The sequence below is a fragment of the Candidatus Abyssobacteria bacterium SURF_5 genome (assembly GCA_003598085.1).
GTDB lineage: Bacteria > Abyssobacteria > SURF-5 > SURF-5 > SURF-5 > SURF-5.
Genome location: QZKU01000144.1, coordinates 61,754 through 77,264 on the forward strand (window position 1 = coordinate 61,754; position 15,511 = coordinate 77,264).

Here is a 15,511-nt window from a genome sequence, read left to right on the forward strand (position 1 = left end):
CACGCATGAATGATTTCAGTTGTGCGGATTGTTCTCATGCGGCGTTTTTTTGTTTTCAAAGCGGACGGAGATAGAAGACACTACAGCGGAAAACGGCGGTTTATTAGTGGAAGTCTGTAGGAGGCAAGCTTAGCTCAGGTAGATGTCCAGGATCGTGAGCGACATGAGGATGACGCTTACCGTCCCGTTGACATTAAAGAAGGCGGTATTGACCCGCGAGAGGTCATTCGGCCGAACAATGAGGTGCTCGTAGACGAGCAAAGCGGCGACGAGCAGAATACCGGCGAAAAAGGCTACTCCGAGATGAGCAATCGCCGAAACGACCAGCAATATGCCCACCATCGCGGCGTGCAAGAGCGCGGAAACAAACAGGGCAGGCGCCAGCCCGATGCGGCGGGGCAGTGAATACAGGCCCACCCGCTCATCGAACTCCACATCCTGACAGGCGTAGATGATGTCAAAGCCGGCGGTCCACAGTAAGACTGCGAGACCAAGCAGCAGAGGAATTAACGAAATGGATTCGGAAATGGCGATCCACGCGCCGACGGGCGCGATCGCGAGCGACAGCCCGAGCAGAAAATGAGATGAACTGGTGAATCGTTTCGTGTAGGAATATCCGAGAATTACCGCCAGCGCGACCGGCGACAGAGCAAATGCGAGCCGGTTAAGCTGGTATGCCGAGAAAACGAACAGGCCGGCCATGACGACCAAAAAGGACGCGGTTTCCGCAATGGTCAGTTTGCCGGCGGGAATCGGGCGTTGCGCGGTGCGGGGGTTAAGCGCGTCATAGCGCGCGTCGGCGATCCGATTAAACGACATTGCGGCGCTGCGTGCGCCCACCATGCACATCAGAATCCAGAAAAGCTGGCTGCTGTCGGGCATGCCGCCGGCCGCGAGGAACGCGCTCATGATCGCGAATGGAAGCGCGAATACGGTATGCGAAAACTTTATCATTTCGAGGATTATTCTTACTTTTCTAAAAAACGAGTTCACGCGCCTTTTCCCCAACCGAACCGATGATCGCCGGCCCCAAGCTGGTTCAGCACCTTGCCGACAACAAAGCCGACCATATCGTCGATATCCCGCGGATCGTGATAGAAAGCAGGCGCCGCCGGAAGGATGCACGCGCCCGCCCGCGACGCTCGCAACATGTTTTCGATCTCGATAATGCCAAGCGGAGTCTCCCGCGGCACGAGAACGAGCGGGCGCCTCTCCTTCAGCGTCACCTCCGCCGCCCGCAGAATCAGGTTTGTGCCCAGTCCCGAAGCGACTCCCGCCAGCGTCGACATGCTGCAGGGGACAACGACCATCGCGTCGATAGGGAACGAGCCGCTCGCAATCGGGGCGCTGACATCTTCATAATGATAATAGGACACATGCGGCGCCGCCCGGCCAACCAGACGCTCGACCGAGAAATGGCTCAGGTCGACCGCAAGCTTCAGCTCGTGCTGGAGAACAAGTGAGGCGGGCTTGGAGATGGTCAGGTAAACTTTGTGCTCCCGTTCGATCAGCGCCTGCAGCAGGCGCACGGCGTAGAGCGCTCCGCTCGCTCCGCTGATCGCAACGGTAAACCTCTTCGTTTGATCCGATGGCAGGGTCGTCATTTTTGGATTCCTCAGCTGTCTTTTTGCGCGACGTACAGGGTAACGATTCCCAGGCTCAGACTCCTGACACTAATGTTAACAAGTCCGCAGTCGGCCAGGCAAGCCGCCATCTCCTCTTTCGAGGCAAACTTGAGGACCGACGCGGGCAGATAGGAATAGGCATCGTTCCCCGCACGCGAAATCATGCGACCGACGAGCGGGAGCAGCCTCGTGAAATACAGCAGATAGATGCCGCCAATAAGCTTGTTCTGCGGCAGGCTGAACTCGAGGACAACGACCTTTCCGCCTCGTCTGGTCACGCGCGCCATCTCGCGAATGCCTCCCTTCAAATCGGAGACGTTTCTGATGCCGAATGCGACCGAGACGATGTCGAAGGCGCCATCGAGAAATGGAAGCTGCAACGTGTCGGCGGCGACCAGCGCAACCTTGCCCGCCGTCCCGCCGGCGCCGGAAAGCTTCCTCTTCCCGAGGCCGAGCATCTCGGGCGTGAAATCGCCCCCGACAACCAGCCCCGCACCGTTCATGTTTCGCGCGTACTCGATGGCAAGGTCGCCCGTGCCGGAACAGACATCGAGCACCAGCTTCTCACTACCCGAGGCTGTTGCCTGCACCGTTTTGCTGCGCCAGCGCTTGTCCTGGTTGAGGCTGAGCAGGTGATTCAGGAAATCGTAGCGACGCGCTATCGAGGCGAACATCGAGCGAATGACGGCGGCATCCCTCTTCATCGGAACCCGTACTCGCTCCAGCGTCTCTCGACCAGCCGGATGATGTCTTCGCTCATCCTGATCTCGTCGGGCCACTCCCGCATGTGGCCTTCGCCCGGCCCTTTTTTCGTGGCGTCGATCCCGATCTTCGAGCCGGCGCGAGCGAGCGGAGAGGCGTGATCAAGCACGTCGAGCGGGCCGTCGACAATGGTGATGTCGCGCCTTGGATCGACATTGTTTCCGACGCGCCACAGCATCTCGTCCACATTCTGAACGTTTACGTCCCTATCGACGACAACGATGATCTTCGTGAACATCATCTGGCCGAGTCCCCAGATGCTGTGCATCACTTTCTTCGCCTGGAACGGGTACTGCTTGTCGATCGAAACGAACATCCAGTTGTGGAACACGCCGAACAGCGGCAGGTTCATGTCCACAAGCTCGGGTATCTGCGTGCGCACGAGCGGCAGGAAAATGCGCTCGGTCGCCTTGCCCATGTAGCAGTCCTCCATCGGCGGCTTGCCGACAATTGTGGCCGGATAAACGGGATTGCGGCGATGCGTCAAGCACTCGACGTGGAACACGGGGTATACGTCGGCAAGCGAATAGTAGCCGGTATGATCTCCAAATGGGCCCTCGATGCGCTCCTCGTGCGGGTCAACATAACCCTCGAGGACAATTTCCGCCTCGGCGGGCACTTCCATATCGATTGTCTTGCAACTGACCATCTCGACCGGCTTCTTGCGCAGAAAGCCCGCAAGCAGCATCTCGTCGACGCCCGCGGGCATCGGAGCGGTGGCGGCATACGTCGCTGCCGGATCTCCTCCGAGAGCGACGGCGACCGGCATCCGCTTGCCGGCGGCACAGTATTCGCGGAAATGGCGCGCGCCGTCGTGGTGGATGTGCCAGTGCATGCCGGTGGTGCGCTCATCGTACACGTGCAGCCGGTACATGCCGCAGTTGCGCGTGCCGTCCGAAAGGCTCTTGGTGAACACCATCGGCAGCGTGATGAATTTGCCGCCGTCCTGCGGCCAGCACTTGATTACCGGCAGGAGCGAGAGGGAGGGCTCGTTGATAACGATCTCCTGGCAAGGTGCGTGCGAGACCTTTCTCGGCGGGAACTTCGCGAACTGAGCGACCTTCGGGATCATCTTCAGCTTCTCGACAATTCCGGCGGGCAGCGGCATGTGGATGATCTCTTCGATCTCGCGCCCGATCGAATCAAGGTCTTCGACCCCGAGCGCCATCGCCATCCGCTTCTGCGAGCCGAACGCATTGATGAGCAGCGGGATGTTGTGCCCGCTGACGTTCTCGAACAGCAGCGCCGGCCCGTGTTCCTTCGAGACGCGATCGCTTATCTGCGCGATCTCAAGCTCAGGCGAAACCGAGGCCTTGATTCTCTTCAGTTCGCCCGCCCGCTCAAGAGCATGTATGAAGTCCTGCAGGTTCTGATATGGCATATGATTCCGCCGCGCACAACTGATGCTTTGCCGCTCTTGATGATCCCGATTGAAGTCTTAAAGGATTGCTCCCGTAAAATCCTTTTCAATATAGCATATGGCGAAAAGGCTTTACAAGCATCGTTTTGCTGCTCTATCTTTGGAGTGACTGCAGAGGGAGAAAAGACTTTCAATGGGCGAGCGGCGTCCGCTCCCTGAACATCTCCAGCGGAAAACCGCAGTCGGGACAGAGAGCGACGCCATCCTGATATTCGTACGAGCACATCGGGCAGAAACCGGCAGCCGTCGCGTCATCTGTCTTCGGCGGCGCCAGGATATCATCCAGACTTTCGCCCGCTTCCGCGACCAATCGCCGCAGAGCGGTTTCCCTGAGAGCCAAAGCTTGATAAACGTCTTGCGGCTGATCCTGATTCTTCACGTGTGAAAGCCAGAGCATCTCTTTCCTCACCAGTCGGCGGAAGGATTCGGAGGGTAAAAGCAAAGATGCGACGGCCAGACAATCGAAAGATTCGAAGGCGCATGCCCTCTCCCTGAGGGAGAGGGCTAGGGGAGGACCAGGGTGAGGGGGACATTCCTCATCGTGGTCCTACTGGAAAAGTATTTTACCATAAGGAGGAGGTCAGTTCAAAGCATTGGTCTTCGCGCTCGGGCGCCATGATCTTGGTTTCCCGGCGGCAGGGGGGACTTGACCCGAACGCAGGCGGGAGGAGAGGAAATCCCCCTCAGTCCCCTTCAGTAAAGGGGGAATGATCGCGCGAGACGCGAGCCGGAAAAAAACACAGGCGGGGGACTGTGTCACCTGTAAAAGATAGTTCAAAATTTCAAAAAATTGCAGGTAGGATGCCCGCGCTACGGGAGCGAGCTTTTGCGTCATCTACGGATTTGATTCTTAAGATGGATTCCTGGCGGCAGCGCCACGGGCGGGGAATGTTGCGGCCATAATGGAGATATGACATAGTCTTCACAAAATTCGAATTATTTTCGGTATAAGGGCGACGCACACAAGGAAGGGAGGGAAGAGTCGCGAAAGCTCATCAAGTTGGCTCTATCGAAAGCCGAGATCGGTGGGAAAAACATTAGATTGACTGAAATTGGAGTGGGGTTGTGTCTTGAAAGGAGGGTGTTCAGATGAAGGGCATTCCCAGCAAAGCAGGCTCCATATTGCTATTTCTATTTGCGGCGATCGCCCTTACAAGCGGTCCCGCGTCAGCATCCGACAGTGATACTGCGCCATGCCCTTGTTGTACGAAAACGGCATCGGCCGCATACAAGGCATGCAACCACGAGATAAAGGATGATTTTGGGATCACTATCGGAAACTGCTTGAACCTCTCTGACCCGTATGGGAGGCATGTCTGCGTGCAGGCAGCCGCAGAAGCGTTTGCGGAGGCTGAAGAATTGTGTGGAGATCAGCGAGAAGCCCGATTGAAGATTTGTGAGAAACTGGGCGAAGCAGCTTACGATCCGGCAATTCACCCGGAGGATTTTATCGACTTCGATGCGGTCATCAATGGCGGACAAAGCTTTACGCCCAACCCCCATTTCCCTCTCACTCCGGGAACAATCTGGGAATATATTGCGATCGACGCCGAGGGAACTCCTCTTGAAAGAATCCTGGTCGAGGTTCTGTTCGAGGTGAAGGAGATTCTAGGTGTCAACTGCATCGTCGTCCATGATAGGGTCTGGGAAATCGATGAAGAATTCGAAGAGGTATTAATCGAAGACACGCGTGACTGGTATGCTCAGGATAAATGCGGCAATGTCTGGTATTTCGGCGAATTAGCGATGAATTTCGAGGATGGCGAACTGAAGGACATCGAGGGCTCGTGGGAAGCGGGAGAGGACTTTGCCAAGCCGGGTTACATCATGCTGGCAAATCCACAACCGGGAGACGCCTATCGCCAGGAATTTGCCCTTGGCGACGCCGAAGACGTGGCCGCAGTGAAGAGCAGAGATGAAGAAACGGTAAGCGTCCCGTTCGGCACATTCTCTGAGGATGTTCTGGAAACATTAGACTTCAACCCTTTAGAACCCGATGTCATAGAATTCAAATATTATGCCCCTGGTGTGGGCACGGTGCTTGAAGTAAATCCGGAGGATGAAGAGCGCGTTGAGCTCGTCAACATGGTCACTCCCTGAGGGAAAAGAAACCAGGGGGTCACCCATCCTTCACCATTTTTGCCTTTTTGCCTTTACCGTCTGCCACCAATGACGTAGTTGTTGACAAATTCGTTACAAAGCACCTAACGAGTTCTTTGACCGCGACTTATACGAATTACTCGAACCCTTGAAACCGGATGAAGATGTTCCATCCGCAGTGATACAGACGGGAAGCCCGCAGAGCAGGTCATCGGGTTCGTCTTTCAACGGCTCTCAGATGTGGCAGGAGAGCAAAACGGGCATCAGGCGGAATCTTTGGAAAGTTCTGCGATTGCCTTTTCGAGGTCGCTTCCGATGTTCCTTCTGTTTTACGAAGATGTGGCCTCCGAGCGCGAACTCATGGCCACCCTGCCGGAGCAAATGGACTGGCTGAGAGATGATTTCTTCTTTCCGGAACCTTCCTTTTCGAGCTAAATCAAGGCCCGCCTTTTTTTCCACGCTCATTCTGCTACAATAGGAGTTGGAGAACGTTCTCCATTTGTATCTTCTGGGGGGGCCGGTTCCCGGTGCGTGAAAGAAATCGTATTGTTATCCTTGCGGCCGTCATGGCGCTCGTTGTCATATTTGCAGTGTGGATGACCGCGGTTACGCTCTATCAGGTTGCCCTCAATGGGCAAAGAGAGCGCCTGAGAGAGGCCGTGCAGAGTCGGGCGCGCCTGATGGGGGCGCTTGTCGACGAGGAGGCGCGGGGCGGAGGAGGAACAGACCTTGGCTCCGACGAAGGCCTGCTCGACGCTCTGAAAATCGTCACGAGGGCTCACGCCAATTTCAAGGGCTTCGGAGATACCGGCGAATTCACCCTCGGCAAACGCGAGGGCGAAAATATCGTCTTTCTCCTGCGCCACCGGCATCATGATCTGGACAAACCTCTTCCCATTCCGATTTCGTCGAACCTCGGCGAACCAATGCGCAGGGCTCTGCTTGGCCAATCGGGAACCGACATCCTCATCGATTATCGGGGGAAACGAGTGCTCGCGGCATACGAGCCGGTGCCGGAATTAGGTTGGGGACTGGTCGCCAAAATAGATTTGACGGAAGTGAGAAGACCGTTCCTGCGGGCGGGGCTGCTGGTCGGAACGTGCAGCCTGGTGTTGATTGCTGTGGGAAGCATCTTGTTCCTTCGTATCGGGAATCCAATTGTCCGGCGTCTCGAAGAAAATGAACGGAAGTATCGCATCCTGTCCGAAGACCTGGACAAAGAGGTCAAGCGGAAAGTGGCCGAATTGCAGCAGGCCGAGCGCATGGCGGCGATCGGGAGAATGGTGGCGGTGGTGTCGCATGAAGCGCGAAATCCGCTTCAACATATCCGATTGGGCGTTGAGACATTGCAAATCCACATGGGGGACGATACGGACAAGATGGAAATCATCGAGGAAATCCAGCACGGCGTCACCCTCCTCGACAAGATAATAAGCGATTTGTTGGAATATTCCCGGCACGTGAGCCTGACGTTATCGCCGGTGCAGTATGGCGCGCTGGTGAGGAAAGTCGTTTCCATGCTATCTCACAAAACCGATAATGTCGCCGTGCATGTCGAACTTGAGCAAGAAGAAAGGGAGATCGTCGTTGATCCGGTCAAATTGAGTCAGGTTCTCGTCAACGTTCTCTCCAATGGCATCGAGGCACTTAACAACAGCGGGAACATTTGGATATCATCAAATTTCTTTGAGCGCGAAGGCTCCGAGTGTCTGGATCTCTCCGTATCTGACGACGGCCCCGGCATGTCTGAAGAGACCTTGAATCGAATCGGAGAACCGTTCTTCACCACCAAGATCCTGGGCACAGGATTGGGGATTGCCATCAGCAAAAAAATAATCGATGCCCATGGCGGCAGCCTCAACGTGCGCAGCAAACCGGGAGACGGGACCACCGTCGTGATAACTCTGCCGATTCGATCTGATGAAACAACCAAGGCCCAGGCCGAAAAAGTCAGCCTACCATAAAGTCTTCCCCCTTCTTCCACCGCATAGAAAATAATCGCAACAGAATTCGTCCAACAACGACAAGGGCTGCCAGTCGAAGGTCTTTCCCATTTTTGCACCGATTAAACGCGGTGTGATACACTCGGGCTAAAAAGCCAACATCAGAAGAATGCGAATGACTCGAACCCTGCCACAGCAGAAGATAGGCCGCATTGGGACCGGTTTAACTCGGGCCGGAGCCAGAGGACTGACATGGGCTGGTCGTGCGGATGCCAAAAGACAGGTCAACAAAATCTGTGCCTGAATCGGAGGATACAATGGGAAAGGATCGCGAGCTCGATTTCATATTAAAGGGCGGGCAGGTTTTTGACGGCGCGGGCAATCCCTCGACGCTGATGGATATAGGAATCAGCGGCAAGAAGATAAAGCGGATGGGCGCACTGGCGGGAGCGGCGGCGCGCGAGACTATCGATTGCGCCGGCCTCGCGGTCTGTCCCGGTTTCATCGACATGCACAGCCATTCGGACCTGATGATCTTCGTCGAACCGGAGGCGACGGCGAAGGTGATGCAAGGTGTGACAACCGAGGTGCTCGGGCAGGACGGCCAATCGGTCGCGCCGATCAAGGACGAGCACAAGGCCGATTGGCGGCGCCACCTTTCGGGCCTGCTCGGAGACGCCGGCGTCGAATGGGACTGGAACTCGTTCGGCGAATATCTGTCCGCGCTGGAGAAGGTGAGGCCGGCCACGAACCTGGTTTCGCTCGTTCCGCACGGCTCGCTCCGGCTGTGGGTGATGGGAATGGCCAATCGCAAAGCATCTGCCGAGGAACTCAAGCAGATGAAGCTGCTTCTGCGCGAGAGCCTCGAGGACGGAGCGGCCGGCATGTCAACCGGTCTCATTTACCCGCCGTGCCCGTACGCGGACCTGACCGAACTCGCCGAATTGTGCAACGTCCTGAAGGAGCGCGGAAAATTCTTTGTGGTGCATGTCCGGAACGAAGACTCCGCGGTGATGGAATCAATGGAGGAGATGTTCGAGGTGGCGCGGCTGTCCGGCGCGCCCGTCCACATCTCACATCTGAAGGTCGCCGGCAAACCGCAGCACGGGCGCGCGGGCGAGCTGCTCGAGAAGATAAACCGCGCGCGCAGCGAGGGTCTCGAGATAACCTTCGATCAGTATCCGTACACGGCGGGAAGCACCATGCTTTTTGCTCTGCTGCCGGAATGGCTGCAGGACGGCGGCTCGGAGCGGATGGTCGAGCGCCTGAAGGAGCCGCAGGTGCGCCAGCGTATCGTCGAGGAGATGGCCGCCCGCACTTCCTCGAGCGGGGTCGCCCCGAGCGACATCCGCGTCTCGGCGGTCGCCACCGAGAAAAACAAGCATCTCGAGGGCAAAAACCTGTTCGAGCTGGCCGAGGCGGTGGACGAGCCCTTCATCGACGCCATTTGCGATCTGCTCATCGAGGAACAGTTGGCGGTCTCGATGATTATCTTCGTCTCCGATGAGGCGGACGTAAGGACAATCATGCGGCATCCCGCGCAAATCGTGTGCACCGACGGGCTGCTCGGCGGGAGACCGCACCCGCGCGTGTACGGCGCGTTCCCGCGCATCCTCGGCAGATACTGCCGCGACGAGAAACTGCTCACCCTCGCGGAGGCGATCAGGAAAATGACTTCCGCACCGGCTCATCGGCTCGGCCTGTCCGGACGCGGCTTGCTGAGAGAGGGATATCATGCCGACGTTGTCGTCTTCAATCCGGATACGATCATCGATACCGCAACCTACGAAGAGCCGAGGCAGGCGCCAATCGGGATCGAGCACGTCTTCATCAATGGAAAACATGCGGTGGCCGCGGGCAAGCAGACAGGCTCACGATCCGGCAAGGTCTTGCGCGTTTAGCGAGTACGGATCAGCCGCGCTCTTCGGAAGAAGCCTCTTTCGATTTCACGAAATGCTTGGCCACGACTTTCCCGTTCAGAAACTGGATGGAGATGACGCCGTCATCGCCTTCCCACGTGGACGTGCCGCCGGAAAATTCTCCGATGCTCACGCCCGATGTCTCCGTCGGCTCGCCAAGTATCTTGTAGACCTCCGCCTGTGTCATATCCGTCTGGATCTTTTCGAAATTCGCTTGTGTTATCTTCGAGCCACAAGCAATAGAGAACAGAACCAGCACGATGAGCACCAAACGAGATTTTCTGATCATGCAGCACCTCCCGATGACTGGAACGCACCTTTGAAAGGCAGGTTGACGGATTATTATACAGCAGCTCCTGCGGCTTTTCCCGAAAAAATCTTTTCAACCCGGCGCGGCGGCGGGGAAGCCGTCGGGGTTCTTCGCACCTGCGCACCTGCCTGGTTTGGGAGCAAGGGCCCTGCAGGCCGGAATTTCATCGAAATTGCAGATTCCACGGATTTTGTACAAGATATTTATGGAAGATGTTTACTACATCCGACGGATAGATCGGATGGCACGATAAACAGATCCCGAAATGGGAGGCAACATAAAATGAAGACATCGGTCACAAAGAAGCGAATCGTTAATGGCGTTGACGTTGATAAGCTGTTCGATACAATCGAAGCCATCAAGGAGACGCCGTCATTCGCGAAATTCAAGTTTCGCGCGAACAATAAATGGATCAACGCGGGCCACAACCATACAACCATTAAGGATTTTTTTGGCGTACAGAAAGATATTCAGCATGAAAAGCCATTCGAGCTGGATGCGGGCGAGCATCCCGTTCTCCTCAGCGAGGACGAGGGGCCGAATCCCGTCGAGTACTTGCTGACGGCATTGGCCGGGTGTCTGACATCGGCACTGGTGTATCATGCGGCCGCCAAAGGAATAGAAATCCGAGGAGTGCGGTCAAGGCTCGAGGGCGATATCGACCTCAGGGGCTTCCTTGGAATATCGCCCAATGTCAAAGTCGGTTACGAGAATATTCGCGTCTTTTTCGATATCGATGCCGACATTTCCGACGAGCAAAGGGATGAACTCATCCGAATGGCGCAGAAATTCTCGCCGGTTTTCAACACCGTTTTTCACGAGACACCGGTGGAGGTGAAACTGGAGAAGTAGGAAAATATACGCGGGAGAGTTAAAGTCCTTCGGGATTGTCCCCTCACCAAAGACCTTTCCACTCCAGAGAGCGGAGTAAAGACGCCTTCAGGATAACCTGTAAATGAGAGCCCTTGATGATGATGCACGGACATCGAAGCCCGACGATGACTCTTATTAAAGGAAGGCAATGAATGGTGGCACAGGCTTCGGCTTATGGCGTTAAGAGCCTCGTAGAGTGAGAACAAAAGATTTGTAAACCAGCTGCATGGAAATGCTTCCGGCGGCGTGCTGCATGCGCCGCCGGATTTTTTTCCGGAAATCCGCCACCCGCCGACGGCTGCGCGTCCATAATCGGATTTTTTTCTTTTTCTCTATTGACAGAATGCGCGGCAAGTGATATAATGTTGGGCGTCCAACAAATATTATAATGTGTTAATATAAAAAGAGTTATGGCTAAAAGAGATGTAGCGAAGCAGCGGCGAAAACAGATCATTTCCGGCTTGTATGATTGCCTCGCACATAAGGGACATGAAGAGGTAAGCATCCGCGATATTGCCAGGGCGGCCAATGTCAGCTACGGCGCTTTGCACTATTATTTCTGCGATAAAAAAGAGATAACGCTTGCCTTCGTCGATGATTTCGTCCGGCGCCAGGAGGAAAAATTCGAGGGGCTTGCTTCATCCGTCTGCTCCTGGGAGCGCCTCCGCATTATGATCGAGACAGCCACGCAGGAGCTTGTCTTTAACGAGCGGACAGCGCGCGTGTTTCTGAATCTGTATCATACCGGCTGCACGGACGATGAGGTTCGGAAGATATTGTTGAATTCCTATAAGCGTTTTCGAAAGGCAGTGCAAGGAGTTATCGAATACGGCATCTCGCGGGGAGAATTCGCCGAAGTCGACCCGAAACAGGCGGCTCTGTTGATCGTATGCGCTCTCGAGGGGTTGTATCTGCAGGTGGCGATGGACCGGTCAATTTGTGAAAAGGCGGCCGCAGACAAGCTTCTCTTCGAGACTATTGGAGTTCATCTGAATCCGCGCGGCCGGAGCATGTAGTAATTTTGGATTTTGGATTTTGGATTGAAAAGACAGAGGGATTGGGTGCTTTGCTGTCACACCTTAGGGCTCACTCTTTTGATCTTTCGCGGCACGTCGTTTGCGGGCGAGAATCACGGTTAAACACAGGGATTTTAGAAGTCTCTGGAATAGAGGATCATGTTTGAAAGGGAGGAATCGAAATGGCTTTGAAATTGACGCCCGAGACAGGTTATGAGCTCTATGGGCCGGACCCCAAATTTCCCGATGTTCCCTATGCTGAATGGAAGTCGCGAATTGACAGGGTGCGCAAGCTGATGCGCGCGGCGAACATGGACCTTCTCATGCTGTGGAGCAAACAGAATTGCCATTATTTTGCGTCGTTCACTTCCACGCATTGGCACCTGCCCAGCATCCAGACCCTGGTCGCCTTGATCCCGATCGAAGGCGATCCTCTCGTCGTCACGGGCGAATTTTTCCGGTGGACGGTTGAAGGGCAGAGCTGGATTCGCGACATCAGGACGCAGCAGGACGTGCACCAGGTAAGCTCCGAGCGCCAGTTTCCGCGCGACGTCGCCGAAGCCGTCAAGGACATCGGTTACGGGAAAGCAAGGATCGGCCTCGAGATGGGCGAACTCGGGCACACGTGGATTCCCCGCCCCCTGAACGATATCCACGCCCTGATGGACGCGCTGCCGGACGCGAAATTCATTGACGGCGACCGGGTCATCTGGGGCTGCCGCATGATCAAGTCTCCCCTCGAGATAGATCGTCTCGCGACCGCCGCCAGGATCCACAAGCAAGCGATGTCAACAGTCGTCGAGAAGTATCGGCCCGGCATGACCGAGCATGAGGTCGGCAAGATATTCATCTGCGCGGGATATGAGCAGGGCGCCGATTGGGTGAAGAGCGGGCACATCATGTGCGGGTCTGATCGCGAGGGCATGTGGGATACCGGCCATCATTTCGACGGGTGCACCATTAACCGCGGCGATTATCTTTCAATGGACATAAGCGTCAGTTACAAGGGCTACTGGGCGGACATGGGCCGCATGATCAATGTCGGTCCGCCGACGGAGACCTGGAAGAACTACTGGGACACCATCGGCAGAGGGTTTGAAGCGGCCACAAAAACCGCGCGGCCCGGAATCAAGGCGAAGGAAGTGTGGAAAGCGGTGAACGATGTCATCCAGGACGGCGGGCTGATGACGTTCGAGATGTACGGCCACGGAATCGGGCTTGACGTGCAGGAGCCGCCGGTGCTCGGCGCAACGGACGAAACGATTCTCGAGCCCGGCATGACGTTCGAGGTCGAGTCGCTCGGGGCGTCCGCGCTTCGCAGGTTCGGCGGCGAGGGCGTTTTCCAATATGAGAACCTGGTTGTCATAACCGATAACGGCTGCAGCACAGTGATGGGACTCCCTCATCACATTTATCAGACGAGTTACTGCTAGTCTTCTCGAAACCGGACAGGAGGAAGGGCGGTGGAAAACAGGAAGGTCATTATCATCGGGGCCGGCATCGGCGGCCTGTCGGCGGCCTACCGGCTCGGCAAGCGCGGTTTCACCGTCGAGATACTGGAGGCGTCGAATCGCCCCGCCGGACGCATGATCACGATGGAGCGCAACGGCGACAAGGCGGATATCGGCGCACAGTTCTACCATTCAAATTACCGCCGCGCATTCGAGCTGATGACCGCTTTGGGTCTCGATAGCGCCAAGAGATATATTTCGGGACTCATCCAATACTCGCTGAAAGACGGGTCCACATGTCTGTATGACCGCCGAAACCCGTACATGAAGCTGCTCGGGCCGAGCGGCAACTTGAGCATGTATCGGTTCGTACTCAGGCACATCGTGTTCGGTCCGCGCATACCCGCATACCGGATCGCACGCGACCTGCCGAAATATGACAGCATGGAGGTGCTGGAAGCGTTCGCCTCTCCTTCCGATCGGATGTTCCGCGAGTATTTCCTCACCCCGATCAGCATGGGCATGAGTTCGGGAATGCCCGAATGGACAAGCCTGTATCATTTCATCAGCATGTTTAAAAACGTCACGCTCCACAAGCACATCACTCTGACAGGCGGCGTCGCTTCATTTGCGGAAACGCTGGCAACGCATCTGCCGGTCGAGTATGAGGCGCCTGTTCAGCGCATCCTGACGGAAAGAGGGCGCGTGGCAGGAGTCGAATTGGCGGACGGATCGGCCAGGAAAGCAGGACACGTGGTTGTCGCCGTCGCTCCACCCGCCGCGGCGGCGCTCTTGCCGGAGGAGATGGCGGAACAGCGGCGCTTCTTCGAATCGGTTCTTTATGCGCAGCTTCCGATGCCGGTCTTCTTCCTCGATCGCCCGCTGAACAAAAACATCTGGTGCTATTTTAACGATCCCGGCCTCAACAGAAACTTTGTTTTTGCGATCGACCAGCATTCCAAGGCACCGGAGATGAGCCCGAGTGGAAAGAGCATTCTCACGGGCTGGGCCGTCCATCCGAGGACGCTCGATCTGATGAAGCTGCCCGACGAGGAGATCATCAAGCACGCGCAGGAAGACATCGAGATCATGATACCGGGATTCTCCAAATACATAGAAGAGGTGAGAGTTCATCGCCACAGCTTTGTCAATGCGCTGTATCCGCCCGGCGCCTATAGGAGCGTGCTGGATTTCCTGAAAAAAACACCGGAGCTGCAAGGGGTTTCCTTTGTGAGCAGCGCGCTCGGCGGAACCTGCATCGAGGCCGCAATGGTGAGCGCGGCCGATGCGGTAAAACGGATTTGCGGCTGGGGATGCATGAATTTATATGAACCCGCTGAAGAAAAGGCAATGATGGGAGAAAGACAATGAAGGATCCAATGCTGCTGGCGTATGCGAAAGACGTACTTGAAGTTTCCGATGAGGATTTGGCCAAGATCACTCCCGCGCAGGAACAGGAATTCAAGAACGCGTTCGAGAACATGATGAAGTACAAAATGGTCGCCGAAGTTACGAAATCAAAGTATTGTGCTGCAGGCTTGAAGGTCGGTCAGAAGATCGTCATTACCGGCTCCAGGATCGATACGGAAGCCTCGGACTGCCCGCTTTGTCCGGGTCTTCTCGGCGGGCTCGCCACCAAGACGCAGGTATACCTGGACCGGTGCAGCACCAACGGCGACATGACCGCTCCAATGGGCGCGATCGCGTGCCTGGACCCGGGCCTCGACGCCGGCGGCCTCGGCAGCGTCTCAATGATATTACGAATAGAGCCGGTATGATCGTTCTCCCCGCTCGATAAAAATATGGGGACAGAGACCATATTTTTATCGTTATTATATTTAAATCCACTAAAATAAAAACATGGTCTCTGTCCCATTTGCCGGCCCGTAATTTCGGGGACGCTAAGAGTGCCCGATGATTGAGGGACTGGTTCTGCTTCGGGGTCAGGCGCCCGTACGAATTCAAACAGACATGAAATCCGTAAAGGTGTCAGTCAGGGCTTACGCATCTAAATTCCGAGTAATTTCTGTAGGAAAGTTTGATCGAGGGCGGCTTTTGTTCTTTTTCTTCTGAGTGATAGCTTTGGTGTTTT

At 55.8% G+C, this 15,511-nt stretch carries 15 protein-coding genes; 8 read left to right on the top strand and 7 right to left on the bottom strand.

Annotation, left to right across the window (positions count from 1 at the left end):
* Positions 1 to 129: 129 nt before the first annotated feature.
* From C4520_21740 to C4520_21765, 6 genes are all read right to left on the bottom strand, one after another.
* The gene (locus C4520_21740) at positions 130 to 993 is read right to left on the bottom strand and encodes a 4-hydroxybenzoate octaprenyltransferase (protein RJP14338.1); all 864 of its coding nucleotides are present in this window, start codon (positions 991 to 993) and stop codon (positions 130 to 132) included.
* A complete protein-coding gene (locus tag C4520_21745) occupies positions 990 to 1,604 on the bottom strand; it encodes a UbiX family flavin prenyltransferase (protein RJP14339.1) in 615 nt (204 codons plus the stop codon). Before C4520_21745 ends, C4520_21740 begins: the two co-directional genes overlap by 4 nt.
* Positions 1,605 to 1,615: 11 nt before the next feature.
* Positions 1,616 to 2,329 carry a bifunctional demethylmenaquinone methyltransferase/2-methoxy-6-polyprenyl-1,4-benzoquinol methylase UbiE gene (gene ubiE, locus C4520_21750; GenBank protein ID RJP14340.1) on the bottom strand — a complete coding sequence of 238 codons (714 nt, stop codon included), beginning with the start codon at positions 2,327 to 2,329 and terminating at the stop codon, positions 1,616 to 1,618.
* Positions 2,326 to 3,768 (bottom strand): menaquinone biosynthesis decarboxylase, encoded by a 1,443-nt coding sequence (locus C4520_21755; protein ID RJP14341.1) that lies wholly within the window; start codon positions 3,766 to 3,768, stop codon positions 2,326 to 2,328. Before C4520_21755 ends, ubiE begins: the two co-directional genes overlap by 4 nt.
* A gap of 169 nt (positions 3,769 to 3,937) precedes the next feature.
* Positions 3,938 to 4,204 carry a zinc ribbon domain-containing protein gene (locus C4520_21760; GenBank protein RJP14342.1) on the bottom strand — a complete coding sequence of 89 codons (267 nt, stop codon included), beginning with the start codon at positions 4,202 to 4,204 and terminating at the stop codon, positions 3,938 to 3,940.
* Between the two features lie 183 nt (positions 4,205 to 4,387).
* Positions 4,388 to 4,642, bottom strand: a complete 255-nt coding sequence (locus C4520_21765; protein ID RJP14343.1) for a hypothetical protein — start codon at positions 4,640 to 4,642, stop codon at positions 4,388 to 4,390.
* A 254-nt stretch (positions 4,643 to 4,896) separates the two neighbouring features.
* Here C4520_21765 and C4520_21770 point away from each other — a divergent pair, with 254 nt between their 5' ends.
* From C4520_21770 to C4520_21780, 3 genes are all read left to right on the top strand, one after another.
* On the top strand, positions 4,897 to 5,907 hold the full coding sequence (locus C4520_21770; protein ID RJP14344.1) for a hypothetical protein: 1,011 nt from the start codon (positions 4,897 to 4,899) through the stop codon (positions 5,905 to 5,907).
* A gap of 566 nt (positions 5,908 to 6,473) precedes the next feature.
* Complete coding sequence (locus tag C4520_21775) at positions 6,474 to 7,871, top strand: hypothetical protein (GenBank protein RJP14345.1); 1,398 nt, start codon at positions 6,474 to 6,476, stop codon at positions 7,869 to 7,871.
* Positions 7,872 to 8,167: 296 nt separating this feature from the next.
* Complete coding sequence (locus C4520_21780; GenBank protein RJP14346.1) at positions 8,168 to 9,751, top strand: D-aminoacylase; 1,584 nt, start codon at positions 8,168 to 8,170, stop codon at positions 9,749 to 9,751.
* A gap of 10 nt (positions 9,752 to 9,761) precedes the next feature.
* Here C4520_21780 and bamE read toward each other — a convergent pair whose 3' ends face one another.
* Positions 9,762 to 10,058, bottom strand: coding sequence for an outer membrane protein assembly factor BamE (gene bamE / locus C4520_21785; protein ID RJP14347.1), 297 nt, complete (start codon positions 10,056 to 10,058; stop codon positions 9,762 to 9,764).
* 303 nt (positions 10,059 to 10,361) lie between these two features.
* On the opposite strand from bamE, the gene C4520_21790 reads away from it, so the two are divergent.
* From C4520_21790 to C4520_21810, 5 genes are all read left to right on the top strand, one after another.
* The gene (locus C4520_21790; GenBank protein RJP14356.1) at positions 10,362 to 10,931 is read left to right on the top strand and encodes an OsmC family peroxiredoxin; all 570 of its coding nucleotides are present in this window, start codon (positions 10,362 to 10,364) and stop codon (positions 10,929 to 10,931) included.
* A gap of 431 nt (positions 10,932 to 11,362) precedes the next feature.
* Positions 11,363 to 11,968, top strand: coding sequence for a TetR/AcrR family transcriptional regulator (locus C4520_21795; GenBank protein ID RJP14348.1), 606 nt, complete (start codon positions 11,363 to 11,365; stop codon positions 11,966 to 11,968).
* A 182-nt stretch (positions 11,969 to 12,150) separates the two neighbouring features.
* A complete protein-coding gene (locus C4520_21800) occupies positions 12,151 to 13,401 on the top strand; it encodes an aminopeptidase P family protein (GenBank protein ID RJP14349.1) in 1,251 nt (416 codons plus the stop codon).
* Positions 13,402 to 13,431: 30 nt separating this feature from the next.
* Positions 13,432 to 14,790, top strand: a complete 1,359-nt coding sequence (locus C4520_21805) for an FAD-dependent oxidoreductase (protein ID RJP14350.1) — start codon at positions 13,432 to 13,434, stop codon at positions 14,788 to 14,790.
* The gene (locus C4520_21810; GenBank protein RJP14351.1) at positions 14,787 to 15,197 is read left to right on the top strand and encodes a hypothetical protein; all 411 of its coding nucleotides are present in this window, start codon (positions 14,787 to 14,789) and stop codon (positions 15,195 to 15,197) included. The genes C4520_21805 and C4520_21810 overlap by 4 nt, the downstream gene beginning before the upstream one ends.
* Positions 15,198 to 15,511 lie beyond the last annotated feature (314 nt).